Here is a 21,323-nt window from a genome sequence, read left to right on the forward strand (position 1 = left end):
GTCCAAAAATGCCGCGTCAGTCCCATGGCCAGGTCGCTGTTGGCGACCAGTTCAAACTTGCCACCCCGAATGGCCCTGTTTTCGAAGTTATCAAAATCCGTGAAATGAGACCGGTCGATCATGCCCTGATCACCAAGGTTCGGGATCGAAAATCGCCGACGCTTATCGCGGTAACGACGCTGCTGGACCCGGAGTTTTATCGCCCGGTGCCCGCCGATCAGCGTTACGAAGATTACAATGACGGTATCCTGCGCGGCTAGGAAACCCTTCGTTTCCGCCGTTATCAAGATGCCGTACATAGTGTTTTTCCCGTCCGCTCACAAAACCTGCAATAAATTCTGTTGGCAGGGCGGTTCAATGACGATGAAATGGACGCCATCAAAACGCATCAAACATTTCATCGGGGACCGCCTATATGCCACGCGAAGACAGAAACGCCCTTCTTGCCAGCCTGTTTGCCACACTTGAAAACGACATCCTGCCCAAAACCCGTGTGGGCGTCGCGGCTGGAAACAAGATTTTCGGGGCGGCCCTGTTGCGCAAATCAGATCATTCGCTGGTGCTGGCCGAAACCAACAACGAAACGGAAAACCCGCTTTGGCATGGCGAAGTCCATTGCCTGAAACGGTTTTACGAAATGCCTTCTGATGCGCGCCCCGCAACGTCGGATCTGATTTTTCTGTCAACACATGAACCCTGTTCGATGTGCCTGTCGGCGATCACCTGGGCGGGGTTTGATAATTTCTATTATTTCTTCAGCCATGAGGATTCCCGCGATGCGTTTGAAATCCCCCATGACCTTAAAATCCTCAAAGAGGTCTTCACCCTTGATGCCGGGGAATACAACAAATCCAACGCATTCTGGCAAAGCCATTCCATGATGGCCATGATTGCCGACCTGCCCGAAGCCGACCGCGCGCCATGGCTTGAAAAGGCAAAATCGATTGCCGCGCAATATGACGCGCTTTCCGATCAGTATCAGGACGGCAAGGGCGCAAACGATATTCCGCTGAACTAGGATTGCGGGCGCGATCTGGTACTTTCACGTTTGAGTCCGAATCTGGCGAGTTTTATCTGCGTGATCTGCTAGACTGCCGGGCATGGAACAGCTCAATGATGATATCTGCTATCACGCATTAAAGGCCCGGGATCGCCGGTTTGACGGCCGGTTTTACACCGCCGTTCTGACCACCGGGATTTTCTGCCGTCCGATATGCCCCGCCGTCACGCCAAAGCGCGTGAATGTGCAATTTTATCCCAGTGCGGAGGCGGCAATTGCCCACGGGTTCCGCCCATGCCTGCGCTGCCGCCCCGAAGCCGCCCCCGGATCCCCGGCCAGTGCCGGGGTTCACGCCACCGTTGCCCGTGCGGTAAGGCTGATCGAGGAAGGCGCACTTGAAACCGGATCGGTCGAACAGCTTGCCGGGCGGCTTGGCATCGGGGATCGGCATCTGCGCCGTATTTTCAAGGAACATACCGGCGTCACCCCGCAGGACCATGCCAAGGCACGCCGACTGCTGCGCGCGCGCCAGCTTATTGTCGACAGCAACCTGTCGATGACGGAAATCGCCGATATTGCCGGGTTCGGCAGCTTGCGCCGGTTTAACGATGCGATGAAAACGGCCTACGGCCACGCCCCGACCGCGTTCCGGCGCGGCATAAAGCCAGAACCGGTATCAGATAAAAACGATAATGATCCCTTTGCCCCCAAAAGCGACGATCTCATCCTGCGCCTGCGTGCGCGGCAACCCTTTGATGCCAACTACCTTCTGACATTCTTCCGGGCACGCGCCATTCCCGGGCTGGAGGCGGTGGGGGATCGCACCTATGCGCGCGGTTTTCGCATCCATGATGCCGTCGGTCTGATGATATGCCGGTTTGCCGTCGATCAGGGCGGTGTGGAAGTCATCCTGCGCGGTCCGGCGCGCGATGCCGTGCTTGAAATCGGGGGCCGGGTTAGGCGGTTGTTTGATCTGGATGCCGATGTGCCCTCGATCACGGCCCTGTTTGCTGATGATGAATTGCTGCGTCCCTTGGTCGATAAACGCCCCGGCCTGCGTGTGCCGGGATGCTGGGACCGGTTTGAACTGGCGATCCGGGCGGTATTGGGCCAACAGGTGTCGGTTGCCGCTGCCCGTACCTTGGCCGGGCGACTGGTGGCACGCTTTGGCGAAGCTCTGCCTGAAAACCTGATTGCCGGAACGGGTATCACCCATCTGTTCCCGAAACCCGACGCCCTGCAACAACAGGATCTGATCTCGATCGGGCTTACGACCCGACGCACCCAGACACTTGCCGATATCATCGATCTGTTTGCCGATCCCGACAGTGACCGCAAATCGGGCGATGTCATATTGGCCGAAATGGCCGCGACCAAGGGGATTGGCCCGTGGACGTTGAATTATTTCGGCCTGCGCGGGCTTGGCGACCCGGATGCGTTCCCGGCGGCGGACCTTGGCATCCTGAAGGCATCTGAAATCGGTGGGGGGCCGGCAAAGCCCAAGCCACTGGAACAGCATGCAGAACGCTGGCGCCCGTGGCGGGCTTATGCCGCGCAATATCTATGGTCGGCACTTGAACAGGAACATGCGCCCAAACCCCAGCCGAAAACAAAGAAAGGGAAATGATCATGACAACCCGCATCGACATTGCCCGCTATCACAGCCCGATTGGCAAACTCAGCCTTGCGATGGTGGATGGCAAACTGGTGCATCTGGATTTCGAAAACAACGATGACCGCCTGCACACGATCCAGACGCGACGTTTCAAGAATATCGACTGGCACGAAGGCGGCACTGCTCCGAAATCGGTCACGGACTGGCTGGATGGTTATTTTGCCGGTCGCCTCATGCCCTTGCCGATGGCGTATATCCGGATGATCGGCACCGATTTTCAGAAATCTGTGTGGGATGCCCTGATCATGATCCCCAGCGGTGAAAGCCGGTCTTATGCCGGGCAGGCCGATATCCTTGGCAATCCCAAAGCGGTGCGGGCGGTGGCACGCGCCAATGCGCTGAACCCGGTATCGATCATCGTGCCGTGCCATCGGGTGATTGGATCGGACGGTACTCTGACCGGCTATGCTGGCGGGCTTGATCGCAAACGCTGGCTGCTCGATCACGAGGCGTCGATGGCCACGAAAGCCGCCTGATCCTTTAGGTTCTGATTCCCGATAATCCCGAATTATAGCGTATGCCAACCGGCGGATTAGGCGCCGGAACGCTATTTCCTTGTCTGAAAGGTTTCATCTGATGAAGCTTCATGATTACGCCGGATCACAAAACGCGTGGAAGATACGCCAGCTTTGCGCCCATCTTGGCCGTGAATACCAGACACAGTGGGTTTCGATTTTTACCGGCGAAAGCCATACCGATGCGTTCTATGAAATGAACCCGGCGGGGGCGGTTCCGGTACTGGAACTTGATGATGGGCGCTGTATTGCTGAATCAAACGCCATTCTGCTTTATCTGGCGGACGGAACGGATTATTTGCCCTCGGACGCCTATGAACGCGCCAAGGTCTGCCAGTGGCTGTTTTTTGAAACCGATTATATACAGGCAACCATAGCCTGCCTTCGATACTGGAACCTGACGGGGAAGAATGACCGGAATGCCGGGCAACTGCCGTTGCGCCGGGCCAAGGCGACACAGGTTTTAGGCATGCTTGACCGGCATTTGCGCGATCATGATTTTCTTGCAAATTCCGGCTATTCGGTCGCGGATATCGCGGTCTATGCCTACACCCATCTGGCACATGAGGCCGATCTGGATATGACCCCCTATGACGGGATCAATCGCTGGATCAAACGGATTGGCGCGATTGTCGGGGGCACGGTGCCGGTCCGCTATTACAGCGAAGACCCGCTCAGCGATCAGGATTTGTAATCATCGCCATAAAACAGAATGGGTCGCCCCATCGGGCGACCCTTTTGCTTTTTTCGTGCCGCTATGGGCCGCGATTGTGATCGATCAGATCGACATCACGATACGGCCATCAATGGTACCGGCCCGCATGCGGTCAAAGATCGAATTGATGTTTTCCATCGGTTCGGTGGTGAAGTGCGAATGCACCTTGCCATCGCCCGCAAATTCCAATGCTTCCTGAAGGTCGGCACGCGTGCCGACGATGGATCCGCGAATGGTTTTGCGCGACAGGACGGTATCAAAGATATCAAGCTCGAACTTGCCGGGCGGCAGGCCGCACAATGCCATGGTACCATGACGGCCCAGCATGCCGACACCCTGCGCAAAGGCGGATTTGGAAACGGCCGTTACCAGAACCCCGTTCGCACCACCCATCTGGTTTTGCACTTCGGCAACCACGTCGGTTTCCTTGGCATTCAAAACCCAATCGGCACCAAGGTCCTTGGCAAGTTTCAGTTTTTCCGGACTGATATCAACCGCAATCACCTTCATACCCATGGCCTTGGCATATTGCACGGCCATGTGGCCAAGCCCGCCGACGCCGGAAATGACAACGGTTTCACCCGGTTTGCATTCGGTTTCCTTAAGCCCCTTGTAAACCGTAACCCCGGCGCAAAGCACCGGTGCGGCATTGCCAAATTCAAGCGGATCGGGCAGGTGGCCGACATAGTTCGGATCGGCAAGAACATATTCGGCAAAGCCGCCATTGACCGAATAGCCGGTATTAAGCTGTTCGCCGCAAAGTGTTTCCCAACCGGTAATGCAATGATGGCAATGCCCGCAGGCCGAATGCAGCCACGGCACCCCAACCCGGTCGCCTTCCTTGACCGATGTAACACCTTCGCCGACTTCGGCAACAATGCCGACACCTTCATGGCCGGGGATAAAGGGCGGGTTCGGCTTGACCGGCCAATCGCCTTCGGCGGCGTGCAGGTCGGTATGGCAAACACCGGATGCCTCGATCTTGACAAGGATTTTACCGGGCGTGACTTTGGGAACGGTGACTTCCTCGATCGACAATGGCTTGCCGAATTCCCGCACGACGGCGGCCTTCATGGTAGCAGGCATGCTCGTATCCTCCTTGCGGAATGACTTTGTGCCCGAAAATCCGGGCACGCATTAAACGCGCAGGAAGGGTATAGGTTGTTGGGGTTCTAAACTTTGCGCTGTATCAAGGAACGCGATAAAAGCCGACTAGTCATCCTCGCCCGGAAGCTCCAGAACATAGTCCTGATAATAGTCGGGCGGCATTCCGGCCTCATATCGGGCTTCGTCGTTAAACGGCGGTTTAAGCGGCCCACGGAAATGTTTGCGCAGCATGTCATGCCATGTCGTGTAATAGGGCAGGCCGCGCTGATCACAGACATATTCATAATATTTACGCCCCGCCGCGACATGGGCGATTTCATCATGGGCGATGATTTTAAGGATGCGCGCACTCTCGGTATCACCATGCGACAGCAGCCGTTCAATAGTCGGCGGTGTGGCATCAAGACCGCGCGCCTCGAACACCATCGGCACCACGGCAAGACGCGGCAGAATGTCATAGGCCGTATCCATCGATGTCTGCCACAGGCCATCATGGGCCGGCAAATCACCATAAGCCGCATCCATTTCGCCCAGACGTTTGTTGATCATCTTGAAATGGCGCGCCTCGTCATCGGCGACCTGAACCCAGGCATCATGAAAATGCTTGGGCATGTCGGCTTCGGGAAAGCGCACGCAAAGGTCCCACGCCAGATCAATGGCATTAAGTTCGATATGCGCCAGCGCATGCAAAAGCCCGATGCGCCCCTGAACGCTGCCCTTTTTACGCTTGGGCATTTTGTTGGGCGGCAGCAGTTCGGGCTTTGCCGGGCGGCCCGGGCGGTCTGGAAGATCGGTTGATCCAACCTCGGTAATCTCACCATTACGCCACATCGCCGCCATTTCGGCGGTGACATCGGCTTTTTCTGTGGCGTCCGCCGTCATAAGGGCACGTTTGGCGGCTTCGGCAAGGGTAAGGCGGGACATGGGCTGTTTCCGGAACATGAAGAATTACCGGCTTTCTGTGCCATGTGCGCCAAGGCGGGTCAATCCCGGCATACTGATGACACAAAAAAGGGCGACCGGAAAATCACGGTCGCCCTGTCAAAACGGTATGGTCTGTCGATCAGGTAATGTTAAAGCGCGCCAGTGCCTCGGCCAGATCCTCGCCAAAGGCCGGGCCTTTGCGGATGATGGCGGTCCGGCAGGGCAGGTCCTGAAGGGACGGGTGGTTCGGCGCATCCGATGTCAGAACCGCAGTCGGGATGTTGCGGGTTTTCGGCATGGCCTGCAACGCATTGGCAACATCGACACCGCCAAGTTCATCGATGGTTTTGGCAACAATGATGAAATCCGGGCGGGTGCGCACGGCAAGTTCAATCGCCTCGAACGAGCTTTGCGTGACCGAACTGCGATAGCCGCAGGCCGCCAGTTCGCGTTCGACAATGGCCGACATGGAACGCTGCGGAATAACCAGAAGGGCTTCGACATTGGTTTTTTTTAGCCAGTTCGGGTCAATGTCAGGCGCACGTTTTGACGGCAGTTCACGCACGAATTCGGCTGAATCGGCACCGCCACCGGACATGTCACCATCCAGCAGCCCTTCGATCTTGTCGACAAAGGCCTGAATATCGGCAATCGCCTCTTCGGTCAGTTCGCGGCATGTCGTGGCGTAATCCGCAAGACGGTGGCTTGTCAGATTGACCAGCGGCGCATTGACCGACTTGCCCTTGTAACGAAGATTGAAAATCTCGCGCTGGATCGCGGTCAAGATCGCCGGATCGGCCTTGCTGCGCGCATTCTGAAGATGCACGCCAATGCTGTTGACGATGTCGTTCGCTTCATCACGGAAATCGGCGAGCATCTGATCGTCGAGATCGATAACATTCTTGCTCATTATTATATCCTGCCTTGCCGGTTGCCCGGTCATTCGCCATACGCCAGGAAGTGCAAAATCGCTACACCCATAACTCCCATATCCGGATTCTTAGCCCGACAAACAAGGCAAGGCAATATATTGAATAAGCCTGTGGTTTATTAGGTGCTTGAAAACTATCTTCTTTTAACCGTTACAAAAAATGCAAAACCGGCCGGATTTTGGTCCGACCGGTCCTGTTCGTAAGGGCAGGGCTGGAAATTACAACGCCTTGACGGCGGCAAGAACCTCGGCGACGTGGTTCTTGACCTTTACCTTGCGCCACACATTGCGGATCACGCCATCACCATCAATGACAAAGGTGCTGCGCTCGATTCCCATGAATTTTTTGCCATACATGCTTTTTTCGGTCCAGGTGCCGTAATCCTCGCAGGTCGTGCTGTTTTCATCCGATGCGAGGATAAAGTTCAGATCATGCTTGGCCTTGAACTTGTCATGGCGATCCGCACTGTCCTTTGAAATGCCGATGATCTGTGCATTGACCGCACTGAAATCGGGTTCTGCATCACGAAACTCGCAGGATTCCGTGGTGCAGCCCGGCGTCATGTCCTTGGGATAAAAATAGATCACCACCGGTTTGCCTTTAAGGTCCGATAATTTTACCGAACCACCACCATCGGTCGGCAGGTCGAAATCGGGGGCCTTGTCACCAACATCAAGCGTCATTTCTTTATCCTTGTTCAAAGTGTCGCGTCCCTGACCGGCTTCGGAAAGCCATGTCAGGAAGTTTCGCCAAAATCTGCGTACCAAATTACAAAGCCTTATAAGCATTGCCAATTCATCCGGATCACTCTGGTCATTCCGAACGCGGCGGAAGTTTTTCTGCCGGTTCGGTGATCAGCCGGTCATAGACGGCCTTGATCCGTGTTGCCGTTTCATCAAGTTTGATCTGAAGCGCCTCAAAATCATCGCACTGCCCGGCGCGCGCCAGCATGCGCCGCAAATCGGTGCTGGCATTTTTCGGCTCAAACGGCCCCTCGGTCGTCAGGCGCAGGATCGCCTGCAGTGCCAGCCAGAACGACCCGGCATTGGCAAGGAATGTGGCTTCCTCGGCATCCAGAATGCCCGCAGCACCAAGGTTTTTGAACACCTCGCGCGTGGTCGGCGACAGGATTTCGGGATGGGTGTGCGCATGTGCCAGTTGCAGATATTGCGCAATGAATTCCAGATCAACCAGCCCGCCGCGCCGCATCTTGATCGCCCAGGGATGACTATCGCCTTTGCCCGCATCCATGCGGTTGCGCATGTCATAAACATCGCGCAGCAGATCATCGGGATTGCGCTTTTTTTGCAGGACCGCATTGGTGGTTTCCATAACCCTGTCACACAGGGCTTGCGGGCCATAAACCGCACGAAGGCGCGTTAGCGCCATATGCTCCCACGTCCAGGCTTCGTTAAGCTGATAGGCCTCGAAACTTTTGAAATGGGTGGCAAGCGGACCTTTGTTGCCGCTGGGGCGCAGGCGAAGGTCGGTTTCAAACAGCACACCTTCTGCTGTCGGTGCCGAAAGGGCGTTGATGTAACGCTGGCTTAACCGGATGTAATAATGGCCGGGACTAAGCGGCTTTTCGCCATTTGATTCCTCGGCATCCTCTGGCACCTCATAGACAAAGATCATATCAAGATCGGAACCGGGCGAAAGTTCCTGCCCGCCATGCTTGCCAAGCGCAAAGACGGCAAGCCCGCCGTCATCAAATTTGCCATGCTTTTGCGCAAAATCATCGGCAATCCGCGGGAAAAGTGCCCGAATGGCCACATCGGCCACATCGGCAAGCGCCCGGCCTGCCTGATGCGGGGTATGGCGGTTCTGGATGGTCTGGACATCGATGCGGAATTTCTGATCATTCGCCCAGCGCCGTGCGGTATCAAGCCAGTCTTCGACCATATCCTCGCGCGCAAGCCGGGTGTTAAGTTCATCGAGCATCGTGTCGGCATCGGGCAGTTCGTCGTGGAAACCCGACATCAGAACATAATCAAGCACCCCGGCATTGCGCCCAAGATATTTGGCCATGCGCGGGGCTGTGCCCGCGATCTGTGCCAGAAGCTCCAGCAATTCCGGATTTGCCGTCACCAGTGAGAAAAGCTGAACCCCCGCAGGCAGACCTTTCAGGAATTCGTCAAACGCCCGAAATGCCATGTCCGGATTGGTGGTTTGCGACAATGCCTTCAAAAGGGTCGGCATCAGTTCGGTCAGGATTTCACGCGCACGCCGCGACCGGGTGGCGCGATACCGCCCGTGATGCCAACCCCGCACCGTGACCGAAACATTGGTCGGGTTCTCGAACCCCATATGGCGCAAATTTTCAAGTGTTTCAGGATCATCCTCCGTGCCGGTAAAGACAAGGTTTCCATCTGCTGCCGCAAGCGGAATATCGTCTTCGAACAATTCGGCATAATTGCTTTCGACCTTGCGCAGGTGATGCAAAAGATCGGCCTTGAAACCATCAAGCGTGTCATAGCCAAGGAAGGTCGAAAGCGCATGCAACCCTTCCTCGGTTTCAGGCAGGGTCTGGGTCTGATGGTCGTTTGTCATCTGCAAACGATGTTCGACCGTGCGCAGAAACTCATAGGCCGCCAGCATTTCATCGCGCACCTGTTCGGACACCTGCCCGAATTTGGTCAGTTCGCGCAACGCATCACAGGTCGCCTTGCAACGCAGCGCAACGGCCCGCCCGCCCCAGATCAGTTGCTGGGTCTGGGCGAAAAATTCAATCTCGCGAATGCCGCCGCGGCCAAGCTTGATGTTATGACCGGGAATAACGACCTTGCTGCCGCCTTTATGGGCGTTGATCTGGCGCTTGATTGAATGAATATCCTGGATCGCAAGGAAATCGAGATGCTTGCGCCAGACATATGGGCGCAATATTTCAAGGAATATATCCCCTGATTTTTTATCGCCTGCAACGATCCGTGATTTGATCATTGCCGCGCGTTCCCAGTTCTGCCCGACCGTCTCGTAATAGGTTTCCGCCGCCAGCATCGACAGGATCGGCGGGGTGGATGCCGGATCGGGGCGCAGGCGCAGATCGGTTCGGAAAACATACCCGTCGCCGGTGCGTTCTTCCATGATGCGGGTGACATCGCGCACCATGCGCACAAGGTCCTGTTGCAGGCGATCATGGTCGATATAGGTGACGACCTCATGGTCATAGAGGAAAATCAGGTCGATATCGGATGAATAGTTAAGCTCCTTGGCGCCAAGCTTGCCCATGCCAATCGCAAAAATCCCGCAATCGCGCAGCGGATCGTCGGGATGGGGCAGGTCGAATTTGCGCTGCTTTGCCGTCGCCGAAAGGCAATGGGCCAATGCAAATTCAAGGGTCACTTCGGCCGTGGTGCTAATCGCGCTCGTGATTTTATCAAGCGACCACGCCTTGCAGATATCGGCCATCGCAATCACAAGGGCCGCCCGGCGTTTTGCCTTGCGTACCATCATCATGGTTGTCGCCTGATCGGTCTGTGCTGCATCGGAACTTTTGCGCACCGGATCAAGGGCCGCGTCAAAGGCAACGTCAAGCCCCTGATCAAACACCAGACAGATGATATCGGGATCGCGCAGACACAGATTGCCAAGATAGGGGCTGTTGCCAAACATCGCGGCCAAAACGTCGCGTTTTGGTTTGTTGGCCGCAATATCGCCAATCTGTTGTGCGAGATGCTCGAAAGCGGGGCGATCGGCAAGCGCAGACCATCTTTCGAAACCGTTATTGCAACGATCGGTATCGAAGGGTTTCGGCAAATCTGGCGTAATCCAGGAAAGAGACACTTTTTGCTTTCCTTGTGTTGCTCTTGTTATTGCTCTTGGACGTAAAACCGGGCTATCCCTTGGCTTCGTGACGCAACGCAGGATATCTCCGGCATCCGGCCACGCACGCGACATGACACGGAAAGGTTTCCTTATGCCCCCGACGATACCAAAAAGGGGACAGGGAAACAGTATCAGTTTACATTTATTGGGTTTTTCGCAGGCCGGGAAACATCATTGGCTTGACGGCGTTGTTACATTGATTGGAAATGTCATTCATGGCATCGCAAATTCGGGATCTTTAGGCAGGTGCGTCGCATCAAAATCTTTACTGGCTGGTGTGGGCTGTTTCTTGCGGCCGTGATCCTGTTTGTCGGCGTTTTCGCCGGTGTTCTGGTCTGGCGCATCGCGCAGGGCCCGGTTTCCCTGCATCGTCTCGTGCCTTATGTCGTTGCCGAACTGAATGAAAGCAGCGGTGACACAAAATTCGAAGTCGGCGACATGGTCCTGTTCTGGCGCGGATGGGAAGAACGGTTTGATATCCGTCTTCAGGATGTGTCGGTGCGCGACGGGGCAGGAAGTGAAATGCTCCATGTGCCAGAGGCCGACGTGGTGTTTTCCAGCAAGGCGCTTTTTGACGGGGTTCTGGCCCTGCGGGAACTGAACCTGATCGCACCGAAATTGCGGCTGGTCCGGCACGCCAACGGCCAGATCGATATCGGCTATAACCCCGAAGGGCAGGCCGAAGCCGAAACCCCGCCGCAATCCCTGCCAGTCCCCGATTTCAAAACAGATCCCAAAAAAGAACCTGAACCCGAAACAGCGCCAGAACCGGCACAAAACAATCCGGGTGCCCCGGCATCCGGTGATGCCAGCGGCAACAATGCCGAACAGCCGGGCGTGAATATGCCCCTGCCGTCGCCCTCGGAAGGCACCGGGACCGAACCTGATCAATCGCTTAGCGATGCGCAACGCGGTATTCGCGATGGCAGTGCGGCGATGCGCGAAATTGTCGCGATCCTGTCGGGCGAGATGGCCGATTTTCCCGCCGCCGCCTATTTCGAAAGCTTCGGCGTATCTGGCGCGGATCTTCAAGTATGGGACGAGGCCCTTGATCTCGTCTGGGCGGCACCATCTGCCGATATCCGTCTGTCACGCAAACCGATGGGCATTCACGCCGAAGCAACGATGAAGGTCAATGCCGGACTGGTATCAACCGATGTCAATGTCACGGCCGAATATGACAGCCGGGTCGAGGAAATCGACATGGTGGCCGATATTGGCGAAGTCATCCCGTCAAACCTGACCAGCATATCGGATACGTTTATTGATCTGGCCGGGGTTGATGTCCCGGTATCCGGCAGGCTTACGGCAAAGCTTGGCGCGGATGGCAGTGTCATCGAGCTTGGCACCGATCTTGACTTTGGTGTGGGCCGGGTCGATCTTCCCGCCCCAATGGTCGCGGCCTATCACGTCACAGGTGGCAAGGTGGGCTTAAGCTTCGTGCCCGGTCGGCTAAGCTTTGACGATGTCCGGATCGAAGCCGGTGAAACCGCCGCCGTGCTCAAAGGGCAGGCAATAAATCCGCTTGGCCAGTGGGCCATCGATATTACCGCAACGGCAACCGACGTCCGGACCAACGACCTGCCGCAATTGTGGCCCGAAACCGTTGGCGACAATGCGCGGACATGGGTGGTTGAAAACCTGACCGAGGGCATCGTTCATCAGGCCGAACTGCGCACCAGACTGCATCAGGACGAAACCGGAAATATCATCGTCGATCATCTGGACGGCGAAATGAACATGACCGGCGTTACCGTGCATTACCTTGGCGATATGCCATCGGTTCTGGGCGCAGGCGGCCGGGCGGAGTTTGATCAGTCAAGCTTCAGCATCTTTGTTAATGAGGGCGAAGCCGACGGGATCGTCGTTGACGAGGCAACGCTTGTTTTCTCGCAGCTCGATACCGACAGCGAAATGGCCGATTTCGAAATCGTCGCCCATGGTGGTGCGCGCAATGCGCTTGAAATGATCGATGAAGAACCGCTTGGTTTTGCCACACAGCTCGGTATCGATCCGGCACAGATCGAAGGGGAGCAGGCAACCCGTGTGAAGCTGCATTTCCCGTTGTTAAAGGATCTGTCGTTTGACGATGTCGAGGTCGCAGCCGCTTCACGCATCGAAAATGCCGCAATTACCGATGCGTTCCGCGACCTTGATATTTCCGATGGCACCTTTGAATTGCAGGTCAATACCAAGGGTCTCGAACTGTCGGGCGAGGCCGCGATTGGCAAGGGACGAACCAACATCAAATGGGTCGAAAGCTTTGCCGACGATACCCCCGTCATCAGCCACTATGACCTTGAAGGCGATCTTGATCTCGCCGCGCTGGAGCAGGTCGGTTTTGCCGCCGATCCCTATCTGAGCGGTGTCGCGACCGGCAAGGTCACCATCGAACATCTGCGCAGCAACGAGGTCGCCATCAAGGCGCAGACCAGCCTGTCTGCGGCTGATATTGCGCTTGATATGGTCGATTATCATAAAACGCCGGGGCAGGATGCCAGCCTTGCGTTTGATCTGACCGTCAAGGCCAATGGCGCGGGCGAAGTCCGGTCTTTTGATCTGATGGCACCCGAACTGGTCGCCAAGGCCAAGGGGCGCTGGCGCGGTGACAGCCCGATTGCGGATAAATTCACGGTTAATCTGACCGATACGCGCTTCCGCGAAAACCTTGCGATTACAGGCGCCATTACGGTTGATCAGGGCGGCAAACTTCTGGTCGACCTGAAGGGCAAGCAGTTTGATCTGCGTCCGTTTGTCGAAGATAAGCCAACGGACGGTTCGGAAAAAACGGCAAACCCGGCAGGGGATTTCGAGGCGATGGATATCCGCCTCGAAGCAGCCGACTTCCTGATCAAGGGCGAACGTCCGGTTCTGCGCGATGGATCGATCCTTTTGCATCAGACGGGCGAAAACCGTGAAATTGAAATCAACGCCCGGCAGGCCGATGCCCAGCCATGGCTTGTCGGTGATGACGATGCCCCGCGCGAACCCGGCCCCGCCGAAAGCCCCAATAGCGGTGGCATCGGCCAAAATGCATCCCGGACCGGCGGGCGGACCGATATCTTCCTGTCCATCGATCAGCTGATCATGGCCAATGGTGAATTGATCGATGAAATTGACGGTTCCATTCACGTTGTTGGTGACGAATGGGATGGTCTGGTCCTGAACGGAACGATGGGGGATCGGGCGAATGTCTTTGCCCAGGTCGAACGCAAGGACCCGAAAACGCGTAACGTTCGCCTGACCAGCGACGATGCGGGCAAGTTCCTGCGTGCAGTCGATCTTTATGAAAACCTGCTGGGCGGGGCACTGACCATCGAGGGCACGGTCGATGACAGCACATGGTCGCAACCCTTCACCGGCAAGGTCAATATTACCGCCTTCCGTGCGGTGAACGCACCGCTTGCCGCCCGCGTGCTTGGTGCTGCGTCGCTTACCGGGCTTGCCGATGTGCTGGGCGGGAATGGGATTGCGTTTTCCGAACTGAACGGCGATTTCACCTATGCCAATGATGTGCTCTCGCTTAGCAAATTCGCCGCCAACGGATCGGCGGTTGGCGTCACCAGCAATGGGTCGATTGATCTGGCCAAATCCGAAATCCGGCTGGCGGGATCAATCGTGCCGATCTATTCGCTGAACTCTGCCCTTGGCGCGATCCCGCTTCTGGGCGATTTGCTGGTGGGCGAGGAAGGCGGGGGTATTTTCGCCCCGACCTATACCATCGAAGGTGCGCTTGATGACCCCGAAGTCACGGTCAATCCGCTATCGACCTTTGTGCCCGGCGTGTTCCGCAATCTGATCACCGGGGCTGAACCCGGTTAAGGTTGGCAAGCAACTGGTCCCATCAAAAAAGGCCCCGGAAATGTCCGGGGCCTTTTGTATTCTAGCACGTGTTTGAACGTGACCTGCTTAGACCGGCTTGATCAGAACGTGGCGCTTCTTGCCCGCCGAAAGCTTGATGACGCCATCGGCATTGATGGCATCACCGCCAATGGTGATGTTTTCATCATCGACTTTCTCGTCATTGATCTTGGCCCCGCCACCCTTGATCAGGCGACGCGCTTCACCGCCCGATTTGACAAGGTCGGCCCGACGGAACAGATCAAATGCCGGAATACCGGCCTCGATTTCCGATTTCGGAACTTCGACAGTCGGCAGATCGTCGGCCAGAACGCCTTCCTCAAACGTCTTGCGCGCGGTTTCCGCTGCCGCAAGGGCGGCTTCTTCACCGCGGCACAGCTTGACGGCTTCGAATGCCAGAATCTTCTTGGCTTCGTTGATATCCGAACCTTCAAGCTTTGCGTATTCTTCGATCTGTTCAAGCGACAGCTCGGTAAACAGGCGCATGAACTTGATGACGTCGGCATCTTCGCTGTTACGCCAGAACTGGTAATAGTCATAGGCCGACAGGCGTTCCTCGTTCAGCCACACCGCACCCGATGCCGTCTTGCCCATCTTCGCACCCGATGCGGTGGTCATAAGCGGCGTGGTCAGGCCAAACAGCGCACTGTCATCAACGCGACGGCCAAGCTCGACGCCATTGACGATATTGCCCCACTGGTCCGAACCGCCCATCTGCAGAACACAGCCATATTTGCGCTGCAGTTCGACAAAGTCATAGGCCTGCAGAATCATGTAGTTGAATTCAAGGAAGCTCAGCGACTGTTCACGTTCCAGACGCAGCTTGACGGAATCAAAGCTCAGCATCCGGTTGACCGAGAAGTGACGCCCGAAATCACGCAGGAATTCGATGTAATTGATCTTGTCCAGCCAGTCGGCATTGTTGACCATGACCGCATCGGTCGGGCCATCGCCAAAGGTCAGGAACTGCTGAAAGACCTTTTTGATCCCGGCCATGTTGGCGGCAATGATTTCATCGGTCAGAACCGGACGGGCATCATCGCGGCCGGTCGGATCGCCAACGCGGGTCGTACCGCCGCCCATCAGGACAATCGGCTTATGGCCGGTTTTTTGCAACCAGCGCAGCATCATGATCGAAACAAGCGACCCGACATGCAGGCTGTCTGCAGTGCAATCATAGCCCACATAGCACACCACCTTTTTTTCTGACGCATAGGCATCAAGCCCTTCAAGATCAGTACATTGGTGGATGTAACCGCGGTCATTCATGACGCGGAGAAAATCAGACTTCAGTTCAGTCATGGTTTTTGCGCTATGTTGGTTGTGAGTGTAAAAATACGAGCACCCCAAAGGGCGGACGCGATGATCTAGCACATTCTTCCCCGGCAGGGCAACGCGCTCGATCCATGAAACCCGTGGCGACGTTGGGTTATGTGTTCTGAGGGGATTTATCCTGCGCAAGGACGCTTTCAACAAGGTCCGGTGCAACGCTTATCAGTTTGATCAAACTGCGTGCTGTTGTGTCGGGTTCTGTTCGATGCTGTTCCCAGTCACGCAGCGTTCCGACCGGAATGTGAAAACGTTTTGCAAACGCTTCCTGCGTCAGTTTTAGCTTCAGCCTTACTTCTCTGGCGTCCGAGACGGGGCGAAATTCCTGTAACTCGTCATATGTCAGCACAGGATTGTCGGGATCATCACTTGCTGCCTGCGCGATGGCGTTATCGTCCATGGCATCAAGGCGCGCTCTGTCATCACGCGACAGTTTCGGCGGGTTTTCAAAATTGAGAACGGTTTTTGAAGTAATATTGTCGTTCATAGCTGGTTGCCTTGCGTGCCGAGATGATCCGGATGACTTCAATGCCTTCGCGTGTCACTCTGTCATGCGTAATGACGACGAATACGCCATTTTCGATCTGCCCCAGTATTTGCCATCTGTCTTCGCCATTGCGGGACTGCGCGTGTTCCAGACGATTGGGATCAGCAAAAATATGGCAGGCATAATCAAAGCCTATGCCATGTTTCTGGCGGTTGCGGGCGTCTTTCTCTGTGTCCCATTCAAAGTTCATTATACGGGAATTCCGTAGTTTGTACAGATGTGGATTTGACGCTGTGGGCGCGCTATTCTTTATGCTGCCTGATAGACGATAATTTAGAATTGCAATTAAAGCGAGTATGATGGCGGTGGTAAACGCGCAAAAGAACTGGATCAAGGCCATCGGCATGATGAGCGGCACATCCCTTGACGGGGTGGATGCGGCATTGATTGAAACCGATGGCGTCGACGTCCGGCGCACCGGTCATGCCGTTTTCGTGCCTTACAGCCCCGAATTGCGCGAACGCATGCGCGCCTGCTTTGGCAATCGCAGTGCCACCAATACCGAACATGTCGTGGCCGACGATCTGACGCTTGTGCATGTTGATGCCGTTAATATGTTGCTGGATCGTGCGGCGATTTCCGCATCTGAAATCGGTGTGATTGGGTTTCATGGTCAGACCGTGTTTCATGAACCGGCATCGGGGATCACGCGCCAGATCGGCACACCCGATATGCTGGCCGAAAAAACCGGCATTCCGGTTGTTGCCGATTTCAGGTTGGCCGATGTTGCCGCCGGGGGTGAAGGCGCGCCGCTGGCGCCGGTTTATCATGCGGCACTGATGAAAAGTGCCGGTGTTGATATGCCGGTTGCGGTTCTGAATATCGGTGGGGTATCCAATGTGACATGGATCGGCCCGGACGAAGAACTGCTGGCCTTTGATTGCGGCCCCGGCAATGCGCGGATTGATGACTGGATGCTGCGCCATACCGGCACACCGGTTGACCTGAATGGTGCAACCGCCGCATCCGGCCTGCCGGACCCGATGATCGAGGTCAGATTTCTCGAAGACCCGTATTTCGACCGTATCCCGCCCAAATCGCTTGATCGCGAGGATATGGCACTTCGCATTGATGGATTGGTGGCCGAGGCAAAGCTTGGCGTTGCCGATGGGGCGGCAACACTGGCGCAATGCACGGTGGCAGCAATCGTCGCAGGCGTTAATCATCTGCCCGAAGCCCCTTTGCAATGGTTTGTCTGCGGGGGCGGGCGGCACAATGACTATCTGATGGCGCAATTAAACAACCGGCTCGGCGTGCCGGTGCGATCTGTCGATGAACTTGATTGGGATGGCGATGCGGTAGAAGCCGAATGTTTTGGCTATCTGGCGGTGCGCCACCTGTGCGATCTGCCGCTAAGCTTTCCGGGGACAACCGGTGTGCCGGAACCGTGCCGGGGTGGAAAGCTTTATCACAGCAAAAAGGCCGCCTGATCAGGCGGCCTTTGGTCTTTTGGGCTGGCGTTGCGCGATTACGCGTTGCGCTTGTCCAGATAGGCGACCGTTTTCTTGATCACTTCGTCCTGCTGCTTGGCAAAGTAATGATCGGCACCTTCGATGGTGCACATATCAACTTCGATGCCTTTCTGGGCATTCAGCTTGTCGGCAAGCTTGTTGACCGATGACAGTGGAATGTTGGTATCGTGCGACCCGTGGATCATGATCCCGGATGACGGGCAGGGGGCCAGGAAGGTGAAGTCATATTCACTGGCCGGGGCTGCGACCGAAATAAAGCCGTCGATTTCCGGGCGGCGCATCAAAAGCTGCATGCCGATCCACGAACCGAACGAATAACCGGCAACCCAGGTTGCGCGGGCATTGGCGTTATAGGTCTGCATCCAGTCGAGTGCGGATGCCGCATCCGACAATTCGCCGATCCCCTGGTCATAAACGCCCTGCGAGCGTCCGACACCGCGGAAATTGAAACGCATGACCGAATAGCCGCGATCCTTGAACATGTTGAACATGTTAAAGCACAGCTTGTTGTTCATCGTTCCGCCTTGCTGGGGGTGCGGATGAAGAATAAGCGCAATGGGCGAATCGTCTGCGCCATTGTGGTGATAGCGACCTTCAAGGCGGCCTTCGGGGCCGTTAAAAATGACCTCAGGCATGGATCAGACTGCTCCTGTCCACGAATGGAATGGGGTGAGTGAAGAATATATCCGAGTATTTTTGTAGGTTTTTTCGTTTTTGTGCATAAATTGCTTTGGGCAAATACTTGACCAGGTTACTCGGTTATCCTATATTCCGGCTAACCCGATGGCATCATTGCTGTCCGTTTTGCGCGGTTCGCGCAAGCGGGCAACGATGTCGGCTGCCGGGAATCGAAGCTACTAATTACACAGTGGACAGCCCGATGTTCAAGCTAATTCGTCAGGAAATAGACGCGATGATCGCCCGTGATCCTGCGGCGCGTTCCCGCTGGGAAGTCGTGATCAGCTATCCGGCGTTTCATGCAATCATGGGATATCGTGGCACAAACTGGCTGTGGAAGCGCGGTTTTCGTTTAACTGCACGCTTCCTGTCACAGATTTTGCGCTGGCTGACCGGGATCGAAATTCACCCCGGTGCGACCATCGGCAAACGGTTCTTCATCGACCACGGCATGGGTGTCGTGATTGGTGAAACCGCCGAGATTGGCGATGATGTCACCCTGTATCAGGGGGTAACCCTTGGCGGGACATCGCCCAGTGTCAATAGCGACGGCCAGCGTGGGCTGAAACGTCACCCGACGCTTGAGGATGGTGTGATTGTCGGTTCTGGCGCGCAGATCCTTGGTCCGTTCATTGTCCGCAAGAATGCGCGTGTTGGTGGCAACGCCGTCGTGCTGTCCGAAGTCCCCGAAGGTGCGACCGTGGTCGGTATCCCCGCCCGCATCGTGCGTCGGGAAAAAGATGATCGTTTCTGTGCCTATGGCACGCCGCTGGGCGATCTGCCCGATCCGGTTGCCCGCGCTCTTGAAGAATTGGGCCGCGAAGTCCAGACGCTGCGCAATCAGGTTGCCGCCCTCGAAGCCGACAGGGCAGGCGCTGCTGCCGGTGCGGATAAACCGGCAAAGCCGCGGATTGTCGCGGCATCCGAATGATTTTGGCCCGGCCGAAATCGGGCGGGTACAGACAGGGGCATCAAATCGACATGTTGATCGCCCATAAAGGAAATACAGAGCTTGTGATCATTTCCCGACAGTTCGGGTCTTGATCGACAGGTAGGAGGACGAACCGTGAAGCTGAGTACAAAAGGCCGCTATGCCGTGATGGCGATGGTCGATCTCGCTGATAGCAGCAGGGACCGACCGGTCGCGCTTGCCGATATTGCGGACCGTCAGGAAATATCCCTGTCCTATCTGGAACAGCTTTTTGGCAAATTGCGCAAAGGCGGGCTTGTCCGTTCCGTGCGTGGTCCGGGTGGCGGTTATCTGCTGGCCCGCACCGCCGAGGATACCCGGATTGCCGATGTGATCCTCGCCGTGGACGAGCCGATCCGCGCAACCCGGTGCAAATCGGGATCGCCAAAGGGCTGCAAATCCAATCAGGGCCGTTGTCTGACCCATGAATTATGGGAAGAACTTGGCAACCAGATTTATCTTTATCTGGCCTCTGTCAGCCTGGCCGACGTTGTGGATCGCCGTGTTTCCGGATCGACCCGGATGTTCGAGCCGCGGACCACGAAAATCAAAGAGCCGAGCCAGGTTGCAGCCCAGTAACTTGTCCTCTATATCGAGGGCAGAATAAGAGAATGCGAATAAGGATGATTTTAAACTGATGATCAACCCGGTTTACCTTGATTACAACGCAAGCGCGCCGCTGTGCCACGAAGCACGGCAGGCAATGCATGCGGCGATGGAAGTCGCGGGTAACCCGTCATCGGTCCATGCATCCGGCCGTGCGGCGCGCAAGATTGTCGATCATGCCCGTCGCCGGATCGCCGATCTGGTTGGTGGTGACGCCGAACGCGTGATTTTCACAAGCGGCGGTACCGAGGCCAACAATCTGGCCCTGAACGGGCTTGAGGATGTCACCGTATTTACCAGTGCGGTCGAACATCCCTCGGTGATCGAGGCACGGTCTGATGCGAAACGCATTCCGGTTGATGCCAATGGCGTCATTGATCTGGCCGCTCTTGAAACCATGCTGCGCGCCGCATCCGATGCGGGGCAAAAGGTTCTGGTTTCGGTGATGTTGGCCAACAATGAAACCGGCGTCATTCAGCCGGTGGCCAAAGTCGGCCTTCTGGCGCGTGAATATGGTGCAAAGGTCCATTGCGATGCCGTTCAGGCATTGGGCCGCATGCCGGTCGATATGGGCCAGCTTCTGGTCGATATGGTGTCGATTTCGGCCCATAAGATCGGCGGCCCCAAAGGGGTTGGTGCGCTGGCGATTGCGCCCGGTGTGATGCTGGTGCCGCAAATCCGCGGCGGCGGGCAGGAAAAATACCGACGGGGTGGTACGGAAAATACCATCGGGATCGCAGGCTTTGGCGCTGCGGCCGAACGGTGCGAAACCACCCGGTCGAAAATGGACGATATTCGCGATTTGCGTGATCGTCTGGAAACGGTTTTGGTATCAGAAGCCCCCGAACTTCTGATTGCCGGAAAAGGAACGGATCGACTGGTCAATACCAGTTGCCTGATCCTGCCGGGCATGCCGGGGGAAACCCAGGTGATGGCCATGGATCTTGCAGGGATTGCGATCAGTTCGGGATCAGCCTGTTCATCAGGCAAGGTACGTGAAAGCCACGTATTGAAGGAAATGGGGGTTACCGATGCCGGATCGGCCATAAGGGTCAGTCTGGGACTGGAAACCACCAATGACGAGATTGATACATTTATCCGCGTTTGGAGCCGGATGCGGGGCAATGCAGTGCGTAAGAAAAGTGCGCGCCACGCTGCCTGACAAAG

19 protein-coding genes are annotated in these 21,323 nt (G+C 56.2%); 10 read left to right on the forward strand and 9 right to left on the reverse strand.

Translation table 11 applies throughout. The features are described 5' to 3' along the window. Nucleotides 1-8: 8 nt before the first annotated feature. The 5 genes from AUP42_RS13385 to AUP42_RS13405 all read left to right on the forward strand — a co-directional run bounded on the left by AUP42_RS13385 (nt 9) and on the right by AUP42_RS13405 (nt 3,884). Nucleotides 9-260: a hypothetical protein gene (locus AUP42_RS13385; RefSeq protein WP_062952100.1), complete on the forward strand. Its 252-nt coding sequence runs from the start codon at nt 9-11 to the stop codon at nt 258-260. 155 nt (nt 261-415) lie between these two features. Next, nucleotides 416-1,018, forward strand: coding sequence for a nucleoside deaminase (locus tag AUP42_RS13390; protein WP_062952101.1), 603 nt, complete (start codon nt 416-418; stop codon nt 1,016-1,018). A gap of 82 nt (nt 1,019-1,100) precedes the next feature. Further along, nucleotides 1,101-2,627 carry a DNA-3-methyladenine glycosylase 2 family protein gene (locus tag AUP42_RS13395; RefSeq protein WP_062952102.1) on the forward strand — a complete coding sequence of 509 codons (1,527 nt, stop codon included), beginning with the start codon at nt 1,101-1,103 and terminating at the stop codon, nt 2,625-2,627. 2 nt (nt 2,628-2,629) lie between these two features. After that, entirely contained in the window at nt 2,630-3,151 is a 522-nt protein-coding gene (locus AUP42_RS13400; RefSeq protein WP_231858287.1) for a methylated-DNA--[protein]-cysteine S-methyltransferase, read from the forward strand. Between the two features lie 79 nt (nt 3,152-3,230). Then, nucleotides 3,231-3,884, forward strand: a complete 654-nt coding sequence (locus tag AUP42_RS13405; RefSeq protein WP_156484617.1) for a glutathione S-transferase family protein — start codon at nt 3,231-3,233, stop codon at nt 3,882-3,884. A gap of 84 nt (nt 3,885-3,968) precedes the next feature. Here the strand turns inward: AUP42_RS13405 and adhP are convergent, their stop codons facing one another. The 5 genes from adhP to AUP42_RS13430 all read right to left on the reverse strand — a co-directional run bounded on the left by adhP (nt 3,969) and on the right by AUP42_RS13430 (nt 10,651). Continuing rightward, nucleotides 3,969-4,991, reverse strand: coding sequence for an alcohol dehydrogenase AdhP (adhP, locus tag AUP42_RS13410; RefSeq protein ID WP_062952105.1), 1,023 nt, complete (start codon nt 4,989-4,991; stop codon nt 3,969-3,971). A gap of 126 nt (nt 4,992-5,117) precedes the next feature. Beyond that, a complete protein-coding gene (locus AUP42_RS13415) occupies nt 5,118-5,936 on the reverse strand; it encodes a ferritin-like domain-containing protein (protein WP_062952106.1) in 819 nt (272 codons plus the stop codon). A gap of 139 nt (nt 5,937-6,075) precedes the next feature. Beyond that, entirely contained in the window at nt 6,076-6,846 is a 771-nt protein-coding gene (locus AUP42_RS13420; RefSeq protein ID WP_062952107.1) for a hypothetical protein, read from the reverse strand. 240 nt (nt 6,847-7,086) lie between these two features. Further along, nucleotides 7,087-7,551: a thioredoxin-dependent thiol peroxidase gene (gene bcp / locus AUP42_RS13425; RefSeq protein ID WP_062952108.1), complete on the reverse strand. Its 465-nt coding sequence runs from the start codon at nt 7,549-7,551 to the stop codon at nt 7,087-7,089. Between the two features lie 130 nt (nt 7,552-7,681). Continuing rightward, nucleotides 7,682-10,651 (reverse strand): bifunctional [glutamine synthetase] adenylyltransferase/[glutamine synthetase]-adenylyl-L-tyrosine phosphorylase, encoded by a 2,970-nt coding sequence (locus AUP42_RS13430; protein ID WP_062952109.1) that lies wholly within the window; start codon nt 10,649-10,651, stop codon nt 7,682-7,684. A gap of 288 nt (nt 10,652-10,939) precedes the next feature. Here AUP42_RS13430 and AUP42_RS13435 point away from each other — a divergent pair, with 288 nt between their 5' ends. Further along, nucleotides 10,940-14,515, forward strand: a complete 3,576-nt coding sequence (locus AUP42_RS13435) for an AsmA-like C-terminal domain-containing protein (protein WP_062952110.1) — start codon at nt 10,940-10,942, stop codon at nt 14,513-14,515. Between the two features lie 87 nt (nt 14,516-14,602). Here the strand turns inward: AUP42_RS13435 and tyrS are convergent, their stop codons facing one another. From tyrS to AUP42_RS21205, 3 genes are all read right to left on the reverse strand, one after another. Continuing rightward, nucleotides 14,603-15,856 carry a tyrosine--tRNA ligase gene (gene tyrS, locus AUP42_RS13440; protein WP_062952111.1) on the reverse strand — a complete coding sequence of 418 codons (1,254 nt, stop codon included), beginning with the start codon at nt 15,854-15,856 and terminating at the stop codon, nt 14,603-14,605. Between the two features lie 127 nt (nt 15,857-15,983). Continuing rightward, nucleotides 15,984-16,370 (reverse strand): helix-turn-helix domain-containing protein, encoded by a 387-nt coding sequence (locus tag AUP42_RS13445; RefSeq protein WP_231858288.1) that lies wholly within the window; start codon nt 16,368-16,370, stop codon nt 15,984-15,986. Next, nucleotides 16,330-16,620, reverse strand: coding sequence for a BrnT family toxin (locus tag AUP42_RS21205; protein ID WP_082824768.1), 291 nt, complete (start codon nt 16,618-16,620; stop codon nt 16,330-16,332). Before AUP42_RS21205 ends, AUP42_RS13445 begins: the two co-directional genes overlap by 41 nt. A 115-nt stretch (nt 16,621-16,735) precedes the next feature. Here AUP42_RS21205 and AUP42_RS13455 point away from each other — a divergent pair, with 115 nt between their 5' ends. Beyond that, entirely contained in the window at nt 16,736-17,860 is a 1,125-nt protein-coding gene (locus tag AUP42_RS13455; RefSeq protein ID WP_269451395.1) for an anhydro-N-acetylmuramic acid kinase, read from the forward strand. Nucleotides 17,861-17,898: 38 nt separating this feature from the next. On the opposite strand, the gene AUP42_RS13460 is transcribed toward AUP42_RS13455, so the two are convergent. Then, a complete protein-coding gene (locus tag AUP42_RS13460; protein ID WP_062952114.1) occupies nt 17,899-18,537 on the reverse strand; it encodes an alpha/beta hydrolase in 639 nt (212 codons plus the stop codon). 245 nt (nt 18,538-18,782) lie between these two features. Between AUP42_RS13460 and cysE the strand changes: the two genes are divergently transcribed. The 3 genes from cysE (at nt 18,783) to AUP42_RS13475 (ending at nt 21,318) form a co-directional block, all read left to right on the forward strand. Beyond that, nucleotides 18,783-19,511: a serine O-acetyltransferase gene (gene cysE, locus AUP42_RS13465; protein WP_082824769.1), complete on the forward strand. Its 729-nt coding sequence runs from the start codon at nt 18,783-18,785 to the stop codon at nt 19,509-19,511. Nucleotides 19,512-19,646: 135 nt separating this feature from the next. Then, nucleotides 19,647-20,129, forward strand: a complete 483-nt coding sequence (locus AUP42_RS13470) for an Rrf2 family transcriptional regulator (RefSeq protein WP_062952116.1) — start codon at nt 19,647-19,649, stop codon at nt 20,127-20,129. A 58-nt stretch (nt 20,130-20,187) separates the two neighbouring features. Next, on the forward strand, nt 20,188-21,318 hold the full coding sequence (locus AUP42_RS13475) for a cysteine desulfurase family protein (RefSeq protein ID WP_062952117.1): 1,131 nt from the start codon (nt 20,188-20,190) through the stop codon (nt 21,316-21,318). The last annotated feature ends 5 nt before the right edge of the window (nt 21,319-21,323 follow it).

The sequence above is a fragment of the Thalassospira lucentensis genome, assembly GCF_001613805.1.
GTDB classification, from domain to species: Bacteria; Pseudomonadota; Alphaproteobacteria; order Rhodospirillales; family Thalassospiraceae; genus Thalassospira; species Thalassospira lucentensis_A.

What these genes read in the sequence shown, in the direction of transcription:
- AUP42_RS13475 (WP_062952117.1), top strand. Translation starts at nt 20,188, where the DNA reads ATGATCAACCCGGTTTACCTTGATTACAACGCAAGCGCGCCGCTGTGC.
- AUP42_RS13385 (WP_062952100.1), top strand. Translation starts at nt 9, where the DNA reads ATGCCGCGTCAGTCCCATGGCCAGGTCGCTGTTGGCGACCAGTTCAAA.
- AUP42_RS13390 (WP_062952101.1), top strand. Translation starts at nt 416, where the DNA reads ATGCCACGCGAAGACAGAAACGCCCTTCTTGCCAGCCTGTTTGCCACA.
- AUP42_RS13400 (WP_231858287.1), top strand. Translation starts at nt 2,630, where the DNA reads ATGACAACCCGCATCGACATTGCCCGCTATCACAGCCCGATTGGCAAA.
- bcp (WP_062952108.1), bottom strand. Translation starts at nt 7,551, where the DNA reads ATGACGCTTGATGTTGGTGACAAGGCCCCCGATTTCGACCTGCCGACC.
- cysE (WP_082824769.1), top strand. Translation starts at nt 18,783, where the DNA reads ATGTTCAAGCTAATTCGTCAGGAAATAGACGCGATGATCGCCCGTGAT.
- AUP42_RS13460 (WP_062952114.1), bottom strand. Translation starts at nt 18,537, where the DNA reads ATGCCTGAGGTCATTTTTAACGGCCCCGAAGGCCGCCTTGAAGGTCGC.
- tyrS (WP_062952111.1), bottom strand. Translation starts at nt 15,856, where the DNA reads ATGACTGAACTGAAGTCTGATTTTCTCCGCGTCATGAATGACCGCGGT.
- adhP (WP_062952105.1), bottom strand. Translation starts at nt 4,991, where the DNA reads ATGCCTGCTACCATGAAGGCCGCCGTCGTGCGGGAATTCGGCAAGCCA.
- AUP42_RS13395 (WP_062952102.1), top strand. Translation starts at nt 1,101, where the DNA reads ATGGAACAGCTCAATGATGATATCTGCTATCACGCATTAAAGGCCCGG.
- AUP42_RS13415 (WP_062952106.1), bottom strand. Translation starts at nt 5,936, where the DNA reads ATGTCCCGCCTTACCCTTGCCGAAGCCGCCAAACGTGCCCTTATGACG.
- AUP42_RS13445 (WP_231858288.1), bottom strand. Translation starts at nt 16,370, where the DNA reads ATGAACGACAATATTACTTCAAAAACCGTTCTCAATTTTGAAAACCCG.
- AUP42_RS21205 (WP_082824768.1), bottom strand. Translation starts at nt 16,620, where the DNA reads ATGAACTTTGAATGGGACACAGAGAAAGACGCCCGCAACCGCCAGAAA.
- AUP42_RS13420 (WP_062952107.1), bottom strand. Translation starts at nt 6,846, where the DNA reads ATGAGCAAGAATGTTATCGATCTCGACGATCAGATGCTCGCCGATTTC.